The sequence below is a fragment of the Roseburia sp. 831b genome, from assembly GCF_001940165.2.
GTDB lineage: Bacteria > Bacillota > Clostridia > Lachnospirales > Lachnospiraceae > Roseburia.
The window spans coordinates 17934-34604 of sequence record NZ_CP135163.1 but is presented as its reverse complement, the minus strand read 5'-3'; the positions used below and the strand labels follow the sequence as shown (position 1 = coordinate 34604).

General features: G+C 44.3%; 16 protein-coding genes and 1 riboswitch. All 16 genes read left to right on the top strand.

Translation table 11 applies throughout. The annotated features are described in order from the left end of the window. Positions 1-218: 218 nt before the first annotated feature. Positions 219-1952 carry a methyl-accepting chemotaxis protein gene (locus BIV16_RS14685; RefSeq protein WP_075681249.1) on the top strand — a complete coding sequence of 578 codons (1734 nt, stop codon included), beginning with the start codon at positions 219-221 and terminating at the stop codon, positions 1950-1952. Positions 1953-2005: 53 nt separating this feature from the next. After that, the gene (locus tag BIV16_RS14680; RefSeq protein ID WP_075681490.1) at positions 2006-2266 is read left to right on the top strand and encodes a hypothetical protein; all 261 of its coding nucleotides are present in this window, start codon (positions 2006-2008) and stop codon (positions 2264-2266) included. A gap of 112 nt (positions 2267-2378) precedes the next feature. After that, positions 2379-2576: riboswitch (cobalamin riboswitch) on the top strand. Positions 2577-2683: 107 nt separating this feature from the next. Next, positions 2684-4159, top strand: coding sequence for a cobyric acid synthase (locus BIV16_RS14675; RefSeq protein ID WP_075681247.1), 1476 nt, complete (start codon positions 2684-2686; stop codon positions 4157-4159). After that, positions 4146-5252, top strand: a complete 1107-nt coding sequence (gene cobT, locus BIV16_RS14670; protein WP_242940400.1) for a nicotinate-nucleotide--dimethylbenzimidazole phosphoribosyltransferase — start codon at positions 4146-4148, stop codon at positions 5250-5252. Before BIV16_RS14675 ends, cobT begins: the two co-directional genes overlap by 14 nt. Next, entirely contained in the window at positions 5249-5842 is a 594-nt protein-coding gene (locus BIV16_RS14665) for a bifunctional adenosylcobinamide kinase/adenosylcobinamide-phosphate guanylyltransferase (RefSeq protein WP_075681245.1), read from the top strand. The genes cobT and BIV16_RS14665 overlap by 4 nt, the downstream gene beginning before the upstream one ends. 1 nt (position 5843) lies before the next feature. Further along, positions 5844-6611 (top strand): adenosylcobinamide-GDP ribazoletransferase, encoded by a 768-nt coding sequence (cobS, locus tag BIV16_RS14660; protein WP_075681243.1) that lies wholly within the window; start codon positions 5844-5846, stop codon positions 6609-6611. A gap of 273 nt (positions 6612-6884) precedes the next feature. After that, a complete protein-coding gene (locus BIV16_RS14655) occupies positions 6885-7283 on the top strand; it encodes a bifunctional adenosylcobinamide kinase/adenosylcobinamide-phosphate guanylyltransferase (protein ID WP_075681241.1) in 399 nt (132 codons plus the stop codon). Next, positions 7256-7891 carry a histidine phosphatase family protein gene (locus tag BIV16_RS14650; RefSeq protein ID WP_075681239.1) on the top strand — a complete coding sequence of 212 codons (636 nt, stop codon included), beginning with the start codon at positions 7256-7258 and terminating at the stop codon, positions 7889-7891. Before BIV16_RS14655 ends, BIV16_RS14650 begins: the two co-directional genes overlap by 28 nt. Positions 7892-7903: 12 nt before the next feature. Beyond that, the gene (cbiB, locus tag BIV16_RS14645) at positions 7904-8872 is read left to right on the top strand and encodes an adenosylcobinamide-phosphate synthase CbiB (RefSeq protein WP_075681237.1); all 969 of its coding nucleotides are present in this window, start codon (positions 7904-7906) and stop codon (positions 8870-8872) included. A 336-nt stretch (positions 8873-9208) separates the two neighbouring features. Next, a complete protein-coding gene (locus BIV16_RS14640) occupies positions 9209-10246 on the top strand; it encodes a pyridoxal phosphate-dependent aminotransferase (protein WP_075681235.1) in 1038 nt (345 codons plus the stop codon). After that, complete coding sequence (locus BIV16_RS14635) at positions 10239-10874, top strand: precorrin-8X methylmutase (RefSeq protein ID WP_075681233.1); 636 nt, start codon at positions 10239-10241, stop codon at positions 10872-10874. Before BIV16_RS14640 ends, BIV16_RS14635 begins: the two co-directional genes overlap by 8 nt. Before the next feature lie 12 nt (positions 10875-10886). Next, positions 10887-11999, top strand: a complete 1113-nt coding sequence (gene cbiD / locus BIV16_RS14630) for a cobalt-precorrin-5B (C(1))-methyltransferase CbiD (protein ID WP_075681231.1) — start codon at positions 10887-10889, stop codon at positions 11997-11999. Continuing rightward, complete coding sequence (gene cobM, locus BIV16_RS14625) at positions 11996-12766, top strand: precorrin-4 C(11)-methyltransferase (protein WP_075681229.1); 771 nt, start codon at positions 11996-11998, stop codon at positions 12764-12766. The genes cbiD and cobM overlap by 4 nt, the downstream gene beginning before the upstream one ends. Continuing rightward, a complete protein-coding gene (locus tag BIV16_RS14620) occupies positions 12766-13809 on the top strand; it encodes a cobalt-precorrin 5A hydrolase (protein ID WP_075681227.1) in 1044 nt (347 codons plus the stop codon). The genes cobM and BIV16_RS14620 overlap by 1 nt, the downstream gene beginning before the upstream one ends. After that, entirely contained in the window at positions 13799-14536 is a 738-nt protein-coding gene (cobJ, locus tag BIV16_RS14615) for a precorrin-3B C(17)-methyltransferase (RefSeq protein ID WP_075681225.1), read from the top strand. Before BIV16_RS14620 ends, cobJ begins: the two co-directional genes overlap by 11 nt. Next, positions 14533-16671: a bifunctional cobalt-precorrin-7 (C(5))-methyltransferase/cobalt-precorrin-6B (C(15))-methyltransferase gene (locus BIV16_RS14610; RefSeq protein WP_075681223.1), complete on the top strand. Its 2139-nt coding sequence runs from the start codon at positions 14533-14535 to the stop codon at positions 16669-16671. Before cobJ ends, BIV16_RS14610 begins: the two co-directional genes overlap by 4 nt.

Below are 16671 nucleotides of genomic sequence, written 5' to 3'. Positions count from 1 at the left end.
CAAAAAAACAGTTCTGTAAAGTGATAGGCACCCAGAATCCAGGATGCATATTAAAGCAGAGCTGTTTTTTTATATTATAATACGAAAATATGAGAAAAAAGTACGAAAAAAGGCATAACTTTTAGTTGAAACCAAAGGGATTGTATGTTATGCTAATAGGTACTTTACTATTTATATGAGAAAAATGGTAGTTTTTTTGCAAAAAATGGAGGTTTAAGATGAAATTACGCGCAAAAATTGTCTTATTAGTAACATTACCTTTGGTGATTCTTGGGTTAATTTCGTATCTGATTGCATCCTGGAAGATTGAGTCCGGGATTTTTTCGGAAGCGTATACCGGAATGCATGCGACATCATTGGCAGTCCGCGATATTTTTGAGGAAGCATCGGACGGCGAATATCATGTAGGAACAGAGGATGGTCAGCTTTGGAAAGGGGATTTGAACATTTCCCAGTCTGAGGCACTGGTCGATCGTATCAAAGAGAACACCGGAATGGATGTTACAGTTTTTTACGGAGATACCAGATATTTAACTACGGTTGTAGATGAAAATGGAAACAGACAGGTTGGAACGACGGCATCCGATGAGGTGAAGCAGGCTGTCTTAGAAGAAGGAAAAGATTATCAGGACAGCAATACAAAGATTGCAGGAGTGCGATACATCAGTTATTATATTCCAATTTTTTCCCAGTCTGACAGTAACACACCGGTTGGTATGGTGTTTTTGGGACAGGAATACCGAAATGTAAATAAGGATGTTTTGGCAGCAAGAGGAGAAATGCTTATCATCATAGTAGTGATTTTGGCAGTGTCAGCGTTGGTTGCCGGAATCATTGCGGTTCGAATTGTTCATGCAATCGGAGATGGAATGGGAGTCGTTCAGCAGATTTCAGAAGGAGAACTTGGGTTCCCGATACCAGAGCGTTTACTGACCCGAAGGGACGTTGTCGGTGATATGAGCCGTGGAATCCAGACCCTGGATCAGAAGCTTTGTTCCATCATTACACAGATTCAGGAACAATGTGAGCAGTTAAGCGATACGGCAAGTATCTGCGACGGAACAGCCGGACGCGCGCTTTCTTCTATGGAGCAGATTGACAAAACCGTGCAGGAGATTGCAAATGCAACGACAACGCAGGCACAGGATACGGTTTCCGCAGGGGATAATGTAACAGCAATGGGTCAGATGATTGAGGAAACATCTTCAAGAATTGAGGAACTGATGCAGCTGTTAGAGGAAATGGGAACGGCATCTGCCAATTCCAGAAAAACATTAGATGAATTAAACGACAGCATGAATGATGTAAAAGATGCTGTTTTGGATATTACGGAAAAGACAAGTTCGACACATGAATCCGTAAAGAAAATCAGTGAGGCGACCAACGTTATTACTGAGATTGCAAGCCAGACCAATTTACTTTCCTTAAATGCAAGTATCGAGGCGGCACGTGCAGGGGAGCAGGGAAAAGGATTTGCAGTCGTTGCTTCTGAGATTCAGCAGTTAGCGGAGCAAAGTAATCGTTCTGCCCAGGACATCCAGGAAATCTTAAATCAGTTAACCAGAGATTCAGAGAGTTCTGTCAGCACAATGGGCGAAGTAAGTCATACCATTGAGATTCAGGAGACGAAAATCAGTGAGACAAACGAAGCATTTACGATTGTCGAGAATGGAATCCAGAAGTCGGTGGAAGAGATTGAGCAGATTGAGGAAAAGACACAGGATCTCGATAAAGCAAGAGTGCAGACAGTTTCAGCCGTAGAAAGTGTAGCAGCAATCTCAGAGGAGAATGCAGCAAGCACAGAGGAGACCGCTGCCACAACCGATCAGGTTTGTGAGAACATCGACGAGATGGCACAGAAAATGAAAGACCTGAACGAAATTGTGAAGGTTTTACAGGAAGAGATTTCACTTTTCCATATTAGGACAGATGCGAGACAGGATGTCTTGTAGAGAAAATGCACAAGATTGTGAACGTAGATTCACGTTTCAGAATGGAGACCAGCATGAACGAGTTATATCAGGCAATTGAAGAAAAAATCAGACAGTCCGGTTACAAAAGAGAGATTTCCGGAGCGGACGTATATAATGATATCTGTGACCAGATGGAAGGAAAAGAGAACGGAACCTATCTTCTGTTGTCAAAATTTGAGGATGATGTTGTGTTTGAATACCAGATTACGATTATGGATGAAGAGTTCAATTTAGGTATTCTGACCATCAAGGCACCGGAAGGTGAATTCAAAATCGATTTTGATGCAGAATAGCGTTTCAATTGAAGATGTAAAAACGAATACAAACGTAGTTAGATAGCTTTTTCGAGATTTTATCTTGTTTCTTGCAGAATTATCTCGTATAATAAATCCGTATAAATATAAGAAGAAAGTAAGTGTTTCAGGTGTCAGAGTACAGTATGCTGTATGCTCTGATGAAAAGGGAAACAGGTGCAAATCCTGTACGAACTCGTCACTGTGATAAGGGAGTTACCAGAAAAGAAGCCACTAAAGCAATTTGGGAAGGCGTTCTGGGCGGCAAAGATCTTTTAGTCAGGAGACCTGCCTGAGATATGGTACATAACAGCCACGAGTAATTGGTTTGTGATGGATTTAAGCGATAACTGCGTTCCCGGGAAAACTCATATTGTCTTATCTGCCTCCATGCCATATGTGGCATGGAGGTTTTTTATGTCCAAAGTAATTATGATTCAAGGAACCATGTCGAATGCGGGAAAGAGTCTGGTTGTTACAGGGTTATGCCGTATTTTCCATCAGGATGGTTATCGTGTTGCCCCATTTAAGTCACAAAATATGGCATTAAATTCCTACATTACCAAGGAAGGACTTGAAATGGGACGTGCACAGGTGATGCAGGCGCAGGCGGCGGGGATAGAACCACAGGTGTGCATGAATCCAATCCTGCTAAAGCCGACCAACGACATCGGCTCTCAGGTGATTGTGAATGGCACAGCCATCGGAAATATGCCGGCAAAAGAATATTTTTCCTATAAAACCAGACTGATACCAGACATTTTAAAAGCGTTTCAAAAGTTAGAAGAACAGGCAGACATCATTGTCATTGAAGGAGCAGGGAGCCCTGCAGAAATCAATTTAAAACAGAATGATATTGTAAATATGGGAATGGCAAAGATGGTTAACGCACCGGTTCTTCTGGTAGGAGACATTGACCGCGGAGGTGTGTTTGCGCAGCTTTTAGGAACACTTCTTTTGTTAGAGGATGAGGAAAAGTCCAGAGTAAAAGGACTTTTGATTAATAAATTCCGTGGGGATGCATCCATTTTAGACCCTGGAATCAAAATGCTAGAGGAAAAGGGCAAGATTCCGGTCAGCGGTGTGATTCCCTATATGAGAGTACAATTAGAGGATGAGGACAGTCTTACGGAAAAGTTTGAACAGAAAAAAGAAGCTTTGCTTGACCTCGCGGTAATCCGTTATCCAAGGATTTCAAATTTTACGGACTTTGATGTATTTGAGCGGATGGATGAAGTATCGGTTCGCTATGTGACAAGCGTGGAAGAGCTGCATCACCCGGATATGATTTTTTTGCCGGGAACGAAGAATACGATGGGAGATTTGAAATGGATGCGTCAAAACGGGCTTGAGGCAGCCATTAAAAAAATGTCAAATGAGATACCGGTCTTTGGAATCTGTGGCGGCTTCCAGATGCTTGGCATGCATTTAGAGGACCCGCTTTCCCTAGAAGAAGGTGGAACCTTAAGAGGCATGGAACTTTTGCCGTCGACAACGGTGTTAGAAGAAGAAAAGATAAGAAAACAGGTGGAACGGACGTTCCCAGAATTAACCGGTACATTGTCAGCGTTAACAGGAGAAAACATCAAAGGTTACGAGATTCATATGGGCAGAACCGTCTGTGAAAACGGGGAAACTCCAGGAACGGTTTTACAGGAACAAAATGTCTATGGCTCTTACATCCATGGAATTTTTGACGCAGGAGACCTTGCGGTTACGTTGCTGCAGGCACTTGCTAAGAAAAAAGGAATCGATTACGAACCGGGAGCAGTGATGGATTACGAGCAGTTCAAGGAGAGCCAGTTTGATTTGCTCGCAGATACGCTTCGGGAATATTTGAATATGGACGAGATTTACGGAATGCTGCAGGAGGCAGAGTATGACAGAAGATAAGATGGAGTTTTTAGAGAATCTTCCATTGAAACATAAAATTCAACTACAAAAGTTTTTGATTACACCGACAAGCACTACGGTTTATCAGGCGGTTCAAAAAAAGATGGATGCAGTTGCAAAACCACTGGATGGCCTTGGAAAATTTGAACATCTGATTGCACAGATTGGAGCCATTCAGGGAAACGTGCAGATTTCCACGAAAAAGAAGGCAGTTCTTGTGATGTGCGCGGATAATGGAATTGTGGAGGAGGGCGTCAGCCAGTCAGGAAAAGAAGTGACGCTTGCAGTGACAAGGGCAATGGGGCAAAACCAGTCTTCCGTTGGAAAAATGGCAGCGGTTGTCGGAGCGGACGTGATTCCGGTTGATATTGGAATTGACACATCAGAGGAAATTCCAGGTGTTCTATCAAAAAAAGTGGCACATGGAACGAGAAATTTTGCAAAAGAGCCGGCGATGAGTGAGCAGGAGACACTTCTTGCAATCGAAACAGGAATCCGCCTTGTGGGCTCCTGCAAGGAACAAGGATACGATTTACTTGCAACCGGCGAAATGGGAATTGGCAACACAACTACAAGTACAGCCGTAGTTGCATCGCTTCTTCATTTAGATGTAAAAGAGATTACTGGTCGTGGAGCAGGATTGGATGATGCTTCTTTGAGCCGAAAATGTAACGTGATTGAGGATGCAATCACAAAATATAGTCTTATAGGAGCAGATGCGTTTACGATTTTGCAGACGGTAGGAGGTCTTGACATTGCAGGACTTACCGGAATTTTCATCGGGGGAGCTTTGTATCAGATACCGGTTTTAGTCGATGGTGTCATCAGTTCAGTGGCAGCTTTGCTTGCCGAAAGACTTTGTCCCGGCTGTAAGGATTACATGATTCCTTCCCATAAAAGCAGGGAACAGGCGGCATCAAAGGTGATGAAAGAACTGCAGTTAGACCCGGTTTTGGATGCGGATATGGCACTGGGAGAGGGAACCGGAGCGGTTATGATGATGTCCCTTCTTGACATTGCACTGCAGGTCTATGAAGATGGTTCTTCATTTGATGAATTCCAGATTGAACAGTATGAGAGGTATTCCTCATGATGGTTTTAGTGACGGGCGGAAGCGGAAGTGGAAAATCAGCTTATGCGGAGGAGACGGTGCTTCGCCTTGCAAAAGAAAAAACGCGGTATTACATCGCCACCATGCAGGTTTTTGATGATGAGGGCGAAAAGAAAATTAAGCGTCACCAAAAGCTTCGCGCCGGAAAAGGCTTCCAGACGATTGAACAGCCGATGCATATCGGACAGGCAGCCGACAAAATAAAAAAAGACAGCGTTGTACTGATAGAATGTATGTCGAACCTGGTAGCGAATGAGATGTTTTCTCCTGTGGAGGAGGAAGCGGCCACATCAACGTGTGAGGGCGATAATTTACAGGAAAATAGCGGTTTTAAAGCAAACTGTAACCGTGTGATGCAAGAAGTTGTATCAGGCATTGACAAGATAAGAGAAAACTGCGAGCATCTTGTCATCGTGACAAACAATGTGTTTGAGGATGGCATTCGTTATGATGATTCGACGATGGCATACATGAAGGTGCTTGGAGCCATCAATGAAAAACTTGCCGCCGAATCCAATCAGGTGATAGAGGTTGTGGCAGGGATACCAATTATGGGAAAGGATGAAAGATAACATGAAGTTATGGAAACCGTTTTGTATTGCATTTTCCATTTATTCTAAGATTCCGGTGCCTCAGTTTGCCTGGAAGGAAGAGGATATGAGATACCATCTTTGTTTTTTCCCATGGATTGGAATTGTGATAGGACTTTTGGAAGCGCTTTGGTTTCGACTGGTGGAATGGCTGGGAGTTGGGAGTCTTTGCCAGACACTTGTTGCCATTGCACTGCCACTTTTGGTGACCGGGGGATTTCATCTCGATGGTTTTATGGACACGATGGACGCATTTCACTCGTATCAGGAAAAAGAGAAAAAATTAGAAATCTTAAAAGATCCGCACATTGGCGCATTTTCTGTATTGATGTTGCTGTTGTATGAATTGATTTATGGTGCGGCATTTGCGGAATTTCATTCCATCCGTCAAATCTGGGTGATAGGTGTCGGCTTTGCATTGTCCAGAAGCCTAAGTGGAATCGCGGTTGTCCGTTTCCCGGCGGCAAAAAAAGAAGGAATGCTTGCCTATTTTGCGGACAGCGCCCAGAAAAGAAACGTGTTTGTAACACTTGTGCTGCAGGCAGTCCTGTATGCTGGGTTTATGATTTGGATAGATGGAAAAATTGGTGTAATTACAGTTGTAGTTGCGTTTCTTAGTTTTTTCTATTATTACTGGAAAAGTAAAAAAGAGTTTGGCGGAATCAATGGAGATACAGCAGGTTATTTTGTGTCCCTGTGTGAAAACGTCATGGCAGTGGCAGTGGCAGTCTGCGGGCTTATTTTCATGTAGGATTCTGGTGTTAAAAGGTTGCTTACAGTTTTCTTACTGGCAATCAAAGTAACGTGACCGGCATTCAACGAGCCATCCATGGCTCGTGAAGCCTTGTTCTGCCGTCCGTGGCAGAACATCACTGGGGACAGAAAGGCATACTAAGATTTTCGAATGTTTCCTCAAAGTCACAAAAAGAGTCCGGTCTTTGTGCAATTTGCCAATAACTAATTTGTGAGCAACCTTTTGATACCCGAATCCATGTAGGAAATTCGCACGGGGAAAGGAGAAAAAATGGAATTATATCTTGGAGGATGTTTTCAGGGAAAACTTTCTTATGTGAAAAAAAGACATCCAGAATGTGTGGTTATGGAGGCAAAGGAGCTTCCACTTACAAGAGAGGAATTATCCGGGGCAATCGAGAAAGATTCCCGGTGTATCATCAATCATTTTCATGAATGGATTAAAAAAATTGTGGAAAATAAGGCAAATCCGTTGGAATTAACGACATATCTCGTTGAAAACTGCCCAAATGTGATAATTATCTGTGATGAGGTTGGAAACGGAATTGTTCCGATGGATAAGGTGGAGAGAGCGTATCGCGAACAGACCGGAAGAATGCAGATTTTGATTGCAGAGAAAGCAGAAAGGGTGGAACGTATCCTATGCGGAATGGGACAGCGGCTGAAATAGAACTGGATTGGTTTTGGATTCGCCACGGAGCGACGAAGTCAAATCGGGAGCATCGGTACCTTGGAAAAACGGAGGAACCGTTATCGATAGAAGGAAGAGAACAGTTAGAAGGATTGCGTGATAAGGACATTTTTCCAGAAGAACCGGATGTTCTTCTGACAAGCCCGATGAAGCGGTGTATAGAGAGTGCAGGTATCTTGTTCCCGGAGAAAAGTCCCCATTTCATATCGGAATGGCGGGAGATGGATTTTGGAAGATTTGAAGGAAAAAATTACGAGGATTTGAAAGAGGATTCCTATTATCAAGCCTGGATTGACAGCAATGGTACGCTTCCTTTTCCAGAGGGCGAGAGTCAGAGTGGATTTGTAAAGCGCTGCATGGCGGGATATGAAAGAGCAACAGAACTGCTTTTATCAAAAGCTAGGAAAGAGCAAAAAAAGAAGTTTTGTGTGGCATCCGTTGTGCATGGTGGTACAATTATGGCAGTGTTATCTACGATAAGTGGTGGAAGTTATTTTGATTATCAGGTCAAAAATGGTGGTGGTTATCGCTGCAAGATTCTTCTTTCGAGGGAACAGACAAAAATAAATGCGATAACCGCTTTGTAAGAGGAGATAAAAATGAAATATCATATGATAGCGTTCGGGCTTGGATTTTTGCTGGATTTGCTGCTAGGAGACCCATATTGGCTTTTCCATCCAATCCGATTGATTGGAAGTCTGATTGCGTTTTTAGAAAAAAAATTACGAAAAGAGAAGGATGATACAGCAAAACAGTTTCAGATGGGAATTTTGCTGGTTGTTCTTGTACTTATAACTACACTTATAGTTGCACTTGCAATTCTTGTTGGGGCATATTGGTTCCATCCGATAGCCGGAATTGTCGTGGAAACGGTGATGACCTACCAGATTCTTGCGACCAAATGTTTAAAAGTGGAGAGCATGAAAGTGTATGCAAAGTTAAAAGAGCAGGATTTAGAGGGAGCCAGAAAAGCAGTTTCCATGATTGTGGGACGCGATACCGAGTGTCTGGATGAAACCGGAGTAGCCAAAGCGGCAATTGAGACAGTAGCGGAGAATACCTCGGATGGCGTGATTGCACCGATGATTTATACGGCAATCGGAGGTCCGGTGCTTGGCTTTGTATACAAGGCTGTCAACACGATGGATTCGATGATTGGTTACAAAAATGACCGCTATCTTTATTTTGGACGCGCAGCAGCAAAGCTAGACGATGTATGCAATTATCTTCCGGCAAGAATCAGCGCATATTTCATGATTTTTGTCTGTACATTTCTTGGAAAAGCGTTTGATGGCAGACATGCTGCTTTTATTTACAAAAGAGACCGCTACCATCATGCAAGCCCAAATTCTGCACAGACAGAGGCAGTATGCGCCGGCGCACTGTCGATTCAGTTAGCCGGCGACGCCAGCTATTTTGGAAAAGTGGTAAAGAAGCCCTTCATCGGAGATGCAGTCCGAAAGGTAGAATTCGAAGATATCAAGCGCGCCAACCGATTGCTCTACGCGACCGCAATCGCCTGCGAGGCGGTGTGTCTAGGCGTGATGGCATTGTTTTTAGTATTATAATGTATTCGATAAGATAATTCACAACGTAGTGGCTGGAAAATGGTAAAACCCAGGACAAATTTTGTACCTATGGGAGAATCTTAGAAAATCTAAGTATGCCTGTTCTATTCCAGTGATGTTCTGCCATGGATGGCAGAACAAGGCTTCACGAGCCAAGGATGGCTCGTTGAAGCCGTTCACGTCACTTGTTGTCATTTTTTTCAGGCATATCCAGATTTTCTTAGGTTCGTACATCACAACAAAATTTATCCTGGACTTTTGCCATTTTCCAGTTAGTAACCTATAAATTATCCTATGAAATAAATTAGTAAAGCAAAACGAAAGGAGGCCAAAGCAATGAACCATGGAGGCGACATCTACCGGAATGAGGTGGAACTTGATTTTTCCGTGAATATGAATCCACTGGGCATTCCGCAGTCGGTTCAAAATGCGATGCATGAAGCAGTGGAACATTGTATACAGTATCCAGACCCAAAACAAGAGCAATTAAAAGATGCATTAGCAGCGTATGAAAAAGTTCCGCCGGACAGTATTCTGTGTGGAAACGGGGCATCCGAACTTTTCCTTGCGATTGTGCATGCGATAAAACCAACGCAGATTGTGATACCGGTGCCTTCTTTTTTGGGTTATGAGCAGGCGGCACAGGCGGTGGGAGCGCAGATAAAGTTTGTTCCGATGAGAAAAGAAGACGGATACCAGTTATCCGAGACTTTTTTAGAAGAACTGACGGAGGAGACGGATTTTCTTTTTCTTGCAAATCCGAATAACCCGACGGGGGCATGTGTCGAGCTTTCCCTTTTGGAAAAAATCTTAGAACATTGTGAAAATCTTGGAATTTATGTGGTGTTAGACGAGTGCTTCCTTCCATTTTGTGTGGGGGCAGTGCAGTATGAAACTTTTTTTGCAAAGAGAAAGTTTGCACATCTGATACGTGTCCGGGCGTTTACGAAAACATTTTCCATTCCGGGTGTACGGCTCGGCTATTCCATTTGTGAGAATCAGACACTGTTATCGCGGATACAAAGGCAGCTCCCAGAGTGGAACGTTTCCGTTTTTGCACAGATGGCAGGTGTTGCGGCGGTCAAGGAGACGAAGTTCATCGAAGAAAGCAAAGAGGTCATTCAAACGGAGCGCATCTGGTTAAAAGAGCAGTTAGAAAAATTAGATTGTGAAGTTTTTAACAGTGAGACGAACTATTTGCTTTTTAAGACAAAGGCGCCGCTTTATGAGGCATTATTGAAACATAAAATTTTAATCCGGGATTGCAGTAATTATCAGGGACTTGGAAAAGATTATTACCGCATTGCCGTAAAGACAAGGCAGGAAAATGAACGGCTGATTGCAGTGATGAGAGAGGAAATGAGAGTTGGATAAGATAGAATTTGTGCTTCCGGGAGACATTGAAAAGCGAAGCTTTGAGATTATTTCGGAGGAGTTAAAAGAACGGAATATTGTGTTGCCAGAGAGCCAGGAACTTGTGACAAAACGTGTGATTCATACGAGTGCAGATTTTGAGTATGCCAAGACAATGACTTATTCAAAGGATGCGGTTGCCATCGCAAAACAGCTGATTTTAGACGGGGCAGACATTGTGACCGACACCAATATGGCACTTGCGGGAATCAACAAAAAGATTTTAGCGTCGTTCGGCGGGGAGGCGCACTGTTTTATGGCGGATGAAGATGTTGCCAAAATTGCAAAGGAGCGTCAGGTCACGAGAGCAACGGTTAGCATGGAAAAGGCGGCGCAGCTAAAGAAACCGGTCATTTTTGCGGTTGGGAATGCACCGACGGCTTTGATTGAACTTCATAAGATGATGAGCGAGGGTGTGTATCGCCCGGCATTTATCATCGGGGTTCCGGTTGGATTTGTCAATGTCGTTTCAGCAAAAGAGCTGATTATTAAGACGGATGTGCCATACATCATTAACCGAGGACGAAAAGGCGGCAGCAATGTTGCAGCGGCAATCTGCAACGCGATTTTGTATCAGTTAAGAAGATAAGGAGAGGGTTTCATGCGTTTTGGATTTACAACCGGAAGCTGCGCCGCAGCGGCGGCAAAGGCGGCAGCGTATATGCTGCTTGGTGGACGAAAAAAAGAGGACATTACGATTGAGACACCAAAGGGAATCCCGTTTCATGCCATCTTAGAAGACATTCAAAGAGAGGAAGAGTGGGTGCGCTGTGCCGTTGTAAAGGACGGTGGCGATGACCCGGATGTTACGACAGGCGCATTCGTGTACGCAACGGTTTCCTATGGTACCGGAGAAGGCATCTTAATTGACGGTGGCGCTGGGGTTGGACGCGTGACAAGACCAGGGCTAGACCAGCCGGTCGGAAATGCGGCAATCAATTCCGTTCCACGACAGATGATTCAAAAAGAAGTGGGCGAGGTCTGCCATTTTTTTGATTATCAGGGCGCATTAAAGGTTCTCATTGAAGTGCCGCAAGGAGAAGAGATTGCCAAGCAGACGTTTAACCCAAGACTTGGAATCGTGGGCGGCATCTCGATTCTTGGGACAAGCGGCGTGGTGGAACCGATGAGTGCGCAGGCGCTTTTGGATACCATCCGGGTAGAATTGAATCAGAAAAAAGAGGAAGGAACTACAATTGTAGCGATATCACCTGGCAATTATGGACTAGATTTTATGCGGGAAACCTATGGCTTTGACTTAGATAAAAGTGTAAAATGCAGTAATTTCATTGGTCAGACGATTGATATGGTACGCGAGCTTGGCTTCCAAAAGGTTCTTTTGACCGGGCATATCGGGAAAATGATTAAGGTTTCCGGTGGTATCATGAACACGCATTCCAAGGAGGGCGACTGCCGGATGGAGTTAATTGCGGCGGCAGCAATCCGTGCGGGAGCATCCACTTCCTTGTTACAAGCGATTTTAGACTGCATCAGTACCGAGGATGCCATGAACCGGATTCAAAAAGAAAATTTGTTGGAACCGGTGATGGAGCAGGTCATGGAAAAGATTGCAGACCATTTAAATCATCGGGCAATGGGGAGTGTGCAAATCGAGTGCATGGTATATAGCAATGAAATCGGATTGCTGGGCAAGACAAAAGGTGCGCAAAGTTTGTTAGAAGAATTAAAAAAGCAGCAGGAGGAAAACGTATGATACATTTTGTAGGAGCAGGGTGCGGTGCAAAGGATTTGATTACGGTGCGCGGGATGCACCAGTTAGAGAAGGCAGATGTCATTATTTATGCCGGTTCACTTGTGAATCCAGAGCTGCTTTCTTATGCCAAAAAAGAATGTGAAATCTATAACAGCGCAACGATGACGTTAGAGGAAGTGCTTGAGGTTATGGAAATGGCGGCAGCCGGGGGAAAAGATGTTGTAAGACTTCATACCGGAGAGCCAAGTATTTACGGAGCAGTAAGAGAGCAGATGGATGCATTGGAGGAAAAAGGGATTCCATTCGATTCCACACCTGGGGTAAGCGCATGTTTTGGTGCAGCGGCTTCCATGAATCTGGAATATACTTTGCCAAATATTTCACAATCTTTGATTATCACAAGAATGGAAGGCCGTACGGCTGTCCCGGAAAAAGAGCAGATTGAATCTTTTGCAGCACATCAGTGTTCGATGGCGATTTATTTAAGCACCGGAGTGTTAGAGCAGTTAACGAAAAGGCTGCTTGCAGGCGGATATAAGGAGGATACCCCGGCAGCACTTGCGTATAAGGTAACCTGGCCTGACGAGGAAATCTATTTTTGCACGGTGGCAACGCTCGCAAAGGTTGCGAAAGAGCACAATATTACAAAGACAGCCCTTGTTTTAGTGGGAGATGCGATTGCACAAAAAGGATATGAAAAGTCGCGTCTTTATGCAAGCGATTTTTCCACGGAGTTTCGCAGCGCAAAGAAAGGAACGGATGTGTGATGGAACTATGTATCATCAGTTTTACGCATAAAGGAAATGAACTTGCAAAGAGCATGAAAACGCGTTTCATAGAAAGCGCGATGCCGTATGAAATTTCTGTTTTTACCGCAAAAAAAGAAGTTTCTGATGCTGCCTATGTTACAGATTTAAAAGAGTGGGCAGGAGAATGCTTTTTAGCGAGAAAAGCAATTCTTTTTATCGGGGCATGTGGGATTGCGGTAAGAACGATTGCGCCTTTTTTAGAGTCGAAATTAACCGATAGTCCGGTGCTTGTCATGGATGAAAACGGACAGTTTGTCATTCCGATTTTATCCGGTCATGTCGGTGGCGCAAACGAGATTGCAAGGAATATTTCGAGATTGCTAGATTCAACTACGCCTGTCATTACAACTGCGACCGATGTCTCAATCCAGTTTTCCATCGATGTGTTTGCAAAGAAGCATGATTTGGCGGTGGCGAACAAAGACGGCATTGCAAAGGTTTCTTCGAAGGTGCTAGAGAAAAAGAAGCTTTCCATGGCGGTTTCGGATGCGTATGCATCCCAGGTGGATGTTATGATAGGAAAGCGTTGCAGGGAGACTGAATTACAAGAAAATAAATCGGTCGAAAATGAGAGGATGCCCCTTTTAACCCTTGTTCCAAGGGAATACATCCTTGGAATTGGCTGCCGGAGGGACAAAGAGGATGAGGTTTTAGAAGCATTTGTGGAGAAATGTTTAAAAGAAGCGGGCATTACCTGGGAGCAGGTTCGCGCAATTGCTTCTATCGACCGGAAAAAAGAGGAACATGCAATTCTTGCCCTGTCACATAAAAAGGGAATTCCGTTTGTCGTGTTTGATGCTGATACGCTTATGCACATCAAGGGTGATTTTTTGCCATCGGCTTTTGTAAAAGAGCAGGTCGGTGTGGATAATGTCTGCGAGAGAGCCGCAATCGCAGCCGGAAAAGATGGGGTAAGACTCGTCAGACGCAAACAGGCGGAAAATGGAATGACACTTGCAATTGCAAAGGAAGAATGGAGATTGACATTATATGAAGAATAAGATTTGGATTGTTGGAATGGGACCGGGAGAAGAGATACAGATGACGGGATATGCACTGCAGGTATTAGAGCAGGTCGAGGTCATTGTCGGTTATACGGTATATTTAGACTTGCTGGGGGAACGTTTTCAGAATAAAACGTTTCTTTCCACGCCGATGCGCCAGGAAGAAAAAAGGTGCCAGATGTGTTTCGAGCAGGCGATGGAAGGAAAATCCGTCGCTATGATTTGCAGTGGAGATGCCGGGGTTTATGGAATGGCGTCACTGATGTATGAGATTGGCACAGATTATCCAGAAATTGAATTGGAGGTCGTACCTGGAATTACGGCCGCAAACAGCGGAGCAGCAGTGCTTGGCGCACCGTTAAACCATGATTATTGCGTGATTAGTTTAAGTGATTTGCTGACACCGTGGGAACTGATTGAGCGACGCCTCACGATGGCGGCACGTGGAGATTTTGCAATTGCAATCTACAATCCGTCGAGCCACAAAAGAGCAGATTATCTGGAAAAAGCATGTAAGATTTTGCAAAAAGAAATAGAGCCGGAGAGAGCCTGCGGTTATGTGGAAAATATCGGGAGGGATGGGGAACGCATCGTAACCTGTACCTTAGAAGAATTAGAGCATATGCAGGTCAATATGTTTACAACCGTGTTTATCGGAAACTCCAAAACAAGGATTTTAGGTGGAAAACTTGTCACACCGAGAGGATATCGAAGAGAACAATGAAAAAGATTCTTATTTTTTCAGGAACAACAGAAGGACGAAGATTATCAGAACATTTAGCAAAAAAACAGATACCGCATGATGTCTCCGTTGCAACGGAATATGGGGAGCTTGTCATGAAAGAGCACCCGCTTGTCACCATCCATAGAGGCCGTCTGGCAAAAGAGGAGATGGCGCAATTCTTAAAAGAACACCAGTTCGAAGTTGTAGTGGATGCGACGCACCCATATGCGACGGAGGTAACCAAAACCATCCGCGCCTGTGTAAAAGAGCGTAAAGCGGCAGGACAGGAAATCGAATACCTTCGTTTAGAGCGTGATATTGCAGCAGATGGAACGAATCAGACGCAGTTTTATCAGACGATAGAAGATTGCGTTCAGGCATTAGAACAGGTGCCGGGGCATATTTTGCTTACAACCGGAAGCAAAGAGCTGGCAAAATTCTGTCAGTCAGAACGTCTTAGAAAAAGGCTTTATGTGCGGGTGTTACCGGGTATCGAAAGTCTTTCTATCTGCATGGAGCAAGGACTTTTGCCCAAACAGATTCTGGCATTGCAGGGACCGTTTTCTGTGGAAATGAATGAGGCGTTACTCCATCAATATGAAATTACATGTGTAGTTACAAAACAGGGCGGTGCGACAGGAGGATTCCCGGAAAAGCAGGAGGCTGCAAGGAGAGCCAACATCCCTCTTTTTGTGATAAAAAAGGAGACGGACACACAGGAAAATGCACCAGAGGGGCTTTCGTTTTCTGAGGTTTGTAACAGGATTGCCACATTAACGGGTGCAAAGGAAAAAGAAAGTGCAAATCTTGAAATTTTGCTTGCCGGAGCCGGAATGGGAACGGAGGCAACGATGACGCTTGAGACGAGAAATGCAATCGAACAGGCGGACCTTTTGTACGGAGCAAGCCGCTTGATAGCACCTTATTCTGCCCGCCTGAAAAAAGAGGCAAAATACCTTGCAAATGATATTTTGGAATCCCTTCTTTTGGCGAGTAAGGAGTATGCACCGCTTGAAACGTTAAAAGTTGTGATTCTTTTTTCCGGGGACAGCGGTTTTTACAGTGGTTGTAAGAAAGTCTACGAGTGCCTGTCCCGTGCGCTGGAAGAAAAAAAGCTGACCGGCTCTCTTCGGATTGCACCAGGAATTTCTTCGGTTCAGATGCTGGCTGCCGCGCTTGGCACAAACTGGAATGATGCCGGAATTTACAGCATTCATGGAAAAAGTGACAAAGAAGGCTGGCAGGAGGAGGTGTTGTCTTGTCTTGAGCAGCAGGGACGCCTTTTTCTTCTCGTATCAGGGGCAAAAGATATCAGACGTCTGGGGGAACTTTTTGCGGCAAAGAAAGAAAGACTACATATTTATGTTGGTTACCAGCTGTCTTATCCGGAGCAGAACGTAAAAGAATTGTCACCGGAGGAATGCATGCAGGTGGAAAAGGAAGGGCTTTATGTCGTTCTGCTTGAAAGAGAGACGAATTCCATAATGCAGGATGAAACTTCACAGAAAGCCGGAACGATTGGAAGCGTCAAGAAGAGTGCTATCACGCCAGGCATTTCAGACGATGAGTTCCTTCGCGCAAAGGTTCCGATGACCAAAGAGGAAGTGCGCGAAGTTAGTCTATGCAAACTAAGATTGCAGGAAAATTCTGTGCTTTACGATATCGGCAGCGGCACGGGTTCTATTGCGGTCGAGGCTGCAAGATTATCAAAGCATATTACCGTTTATGCCATTGAACAAAAAGAGGAGGCACTGGAACTTTTAAAGCAGAACAAAGAAAAGTTTGGTGTTTCAAACATGAAAATTATCGGCGGAACGGCACCGGGCGCACTTGAATTGCCAGAGCAGCCGACACATGCATTTATCGGTGGAAGTGGAGGACATCTTTGGGAGATTTTAGATTGTCTTTCGAAAAAGAATCCAAGTACGCGTGTAGTTTTAAATGCAGTAAGTTTGGAAACCATCTCAGAATTGCCACAGATTAAGGAAAATTATGCGGTGAGCGGGTTTGAACTGGTTCAGATGCAGGTAAGCCGTTACCGTAGTCTTGGCGCTTATCAGATGCCAAAAGCAGAAAATCCGATTCTGATTTGTTCTTTTACCTTACACGGCAAGAAAAAGAACGGGAGGGATTAA

Coding starts and splice junctions, on each gene's coding strand:
- BIV16_RS14685 (WP_075681249.1), top strand. CDS start 219: ATGAAATTACGCGCAAAAATTGTCTTATTAGTAACATTACCTTTGGTG.
- BIV16_RS14680 (WP_075681490.1), top strand. CDS start 2,006: ATGAACGAGTTATATCAGGCAATTGAAGAAAAAATCAGACAGTCCGGT.
- BIV16_RS14675 (WP_075681247.1), top strand. CDS start 2,684: ATGTCCAAAGTAATTATGATTCAAGGAACCATGTCGAATGCGGGAAAG.
- cobT (WP_242940400.1), top strand. CDS start 4,146: ATGACAGAAGATAAGATGGAGTTTTTAGAGAATCTTCCATTGAAACAT.
- BIV16_RS14665 (WP_075681245.1), top strand. CDS start 5,249: ATGATGGTTTTAGTGACGGGCGGAAGCGGAAGTGGAAAATCAGCTTAT.
- cobS (WP_075681243.1), top strand. CDS start 5,844: ATGAAGTTATGGAAACCGTTTTGTATTGCATTTTCCATTTATTCTAAG.
- BIV16_RS14655 (WP_075681241.1), top strand. CDS start 6,885: ATGGAATTATATCTTGGAGGATGTTTTCAGGGAAAACTTTCTTATGTG.
- BIV16_RS14650 (WP_075681239.1), top strand. CDS start 7,256: ATGCGGAATGGGACAGCGGCTGAAATAGAACTGGATTGGTTTTGGATT.
- cbiB (WP_075681237.1), top strand. CDS start 7,904: ATGAAATATCATATGATAGCGTTCGGGCTTGGATTTTTGCTGGATTTG.
- BIV16_RS14640 (WP_075681235.1), top strand. CDS start 9,209: ATGAACCATGGAGGCGACATCTACCGGAATGAGGTGGAACTTGATTTT.
- cbiD (WP_075681231.1), top strand. CDS start 10,887: ATGCGTTTTGGATTTACAACCGGAAGCTGCGCCGCAGCGGCGGCAAAG.
- cobM (WP_075681229.1), top strand. CDS start 11,996: ATGATACATTTTGTAGGAGCAGGGTGCGGTGCAAAGGATTTGATTACG.
- BIV16_RS14620 (WP_075681227.1), top strand. CDS start 12,766: ATGGAACTATGTATCATCAGTTTTACGCATAAAGGAAATGAACTTGCA.
- cobJ (WP_075681225.1), top strand. CDS start 13,799: ATGAAGAATAAGATTTGGATTGTTGGAATGGGACCGGGAGAAGAGATA.
- BIV16_RS14610 (WP_075681223.1), top strand. CDS start 14,533: ATGAAAAAGATTCTTATTTTTTCAGGAACAACAGAAGGACGAAGATTA.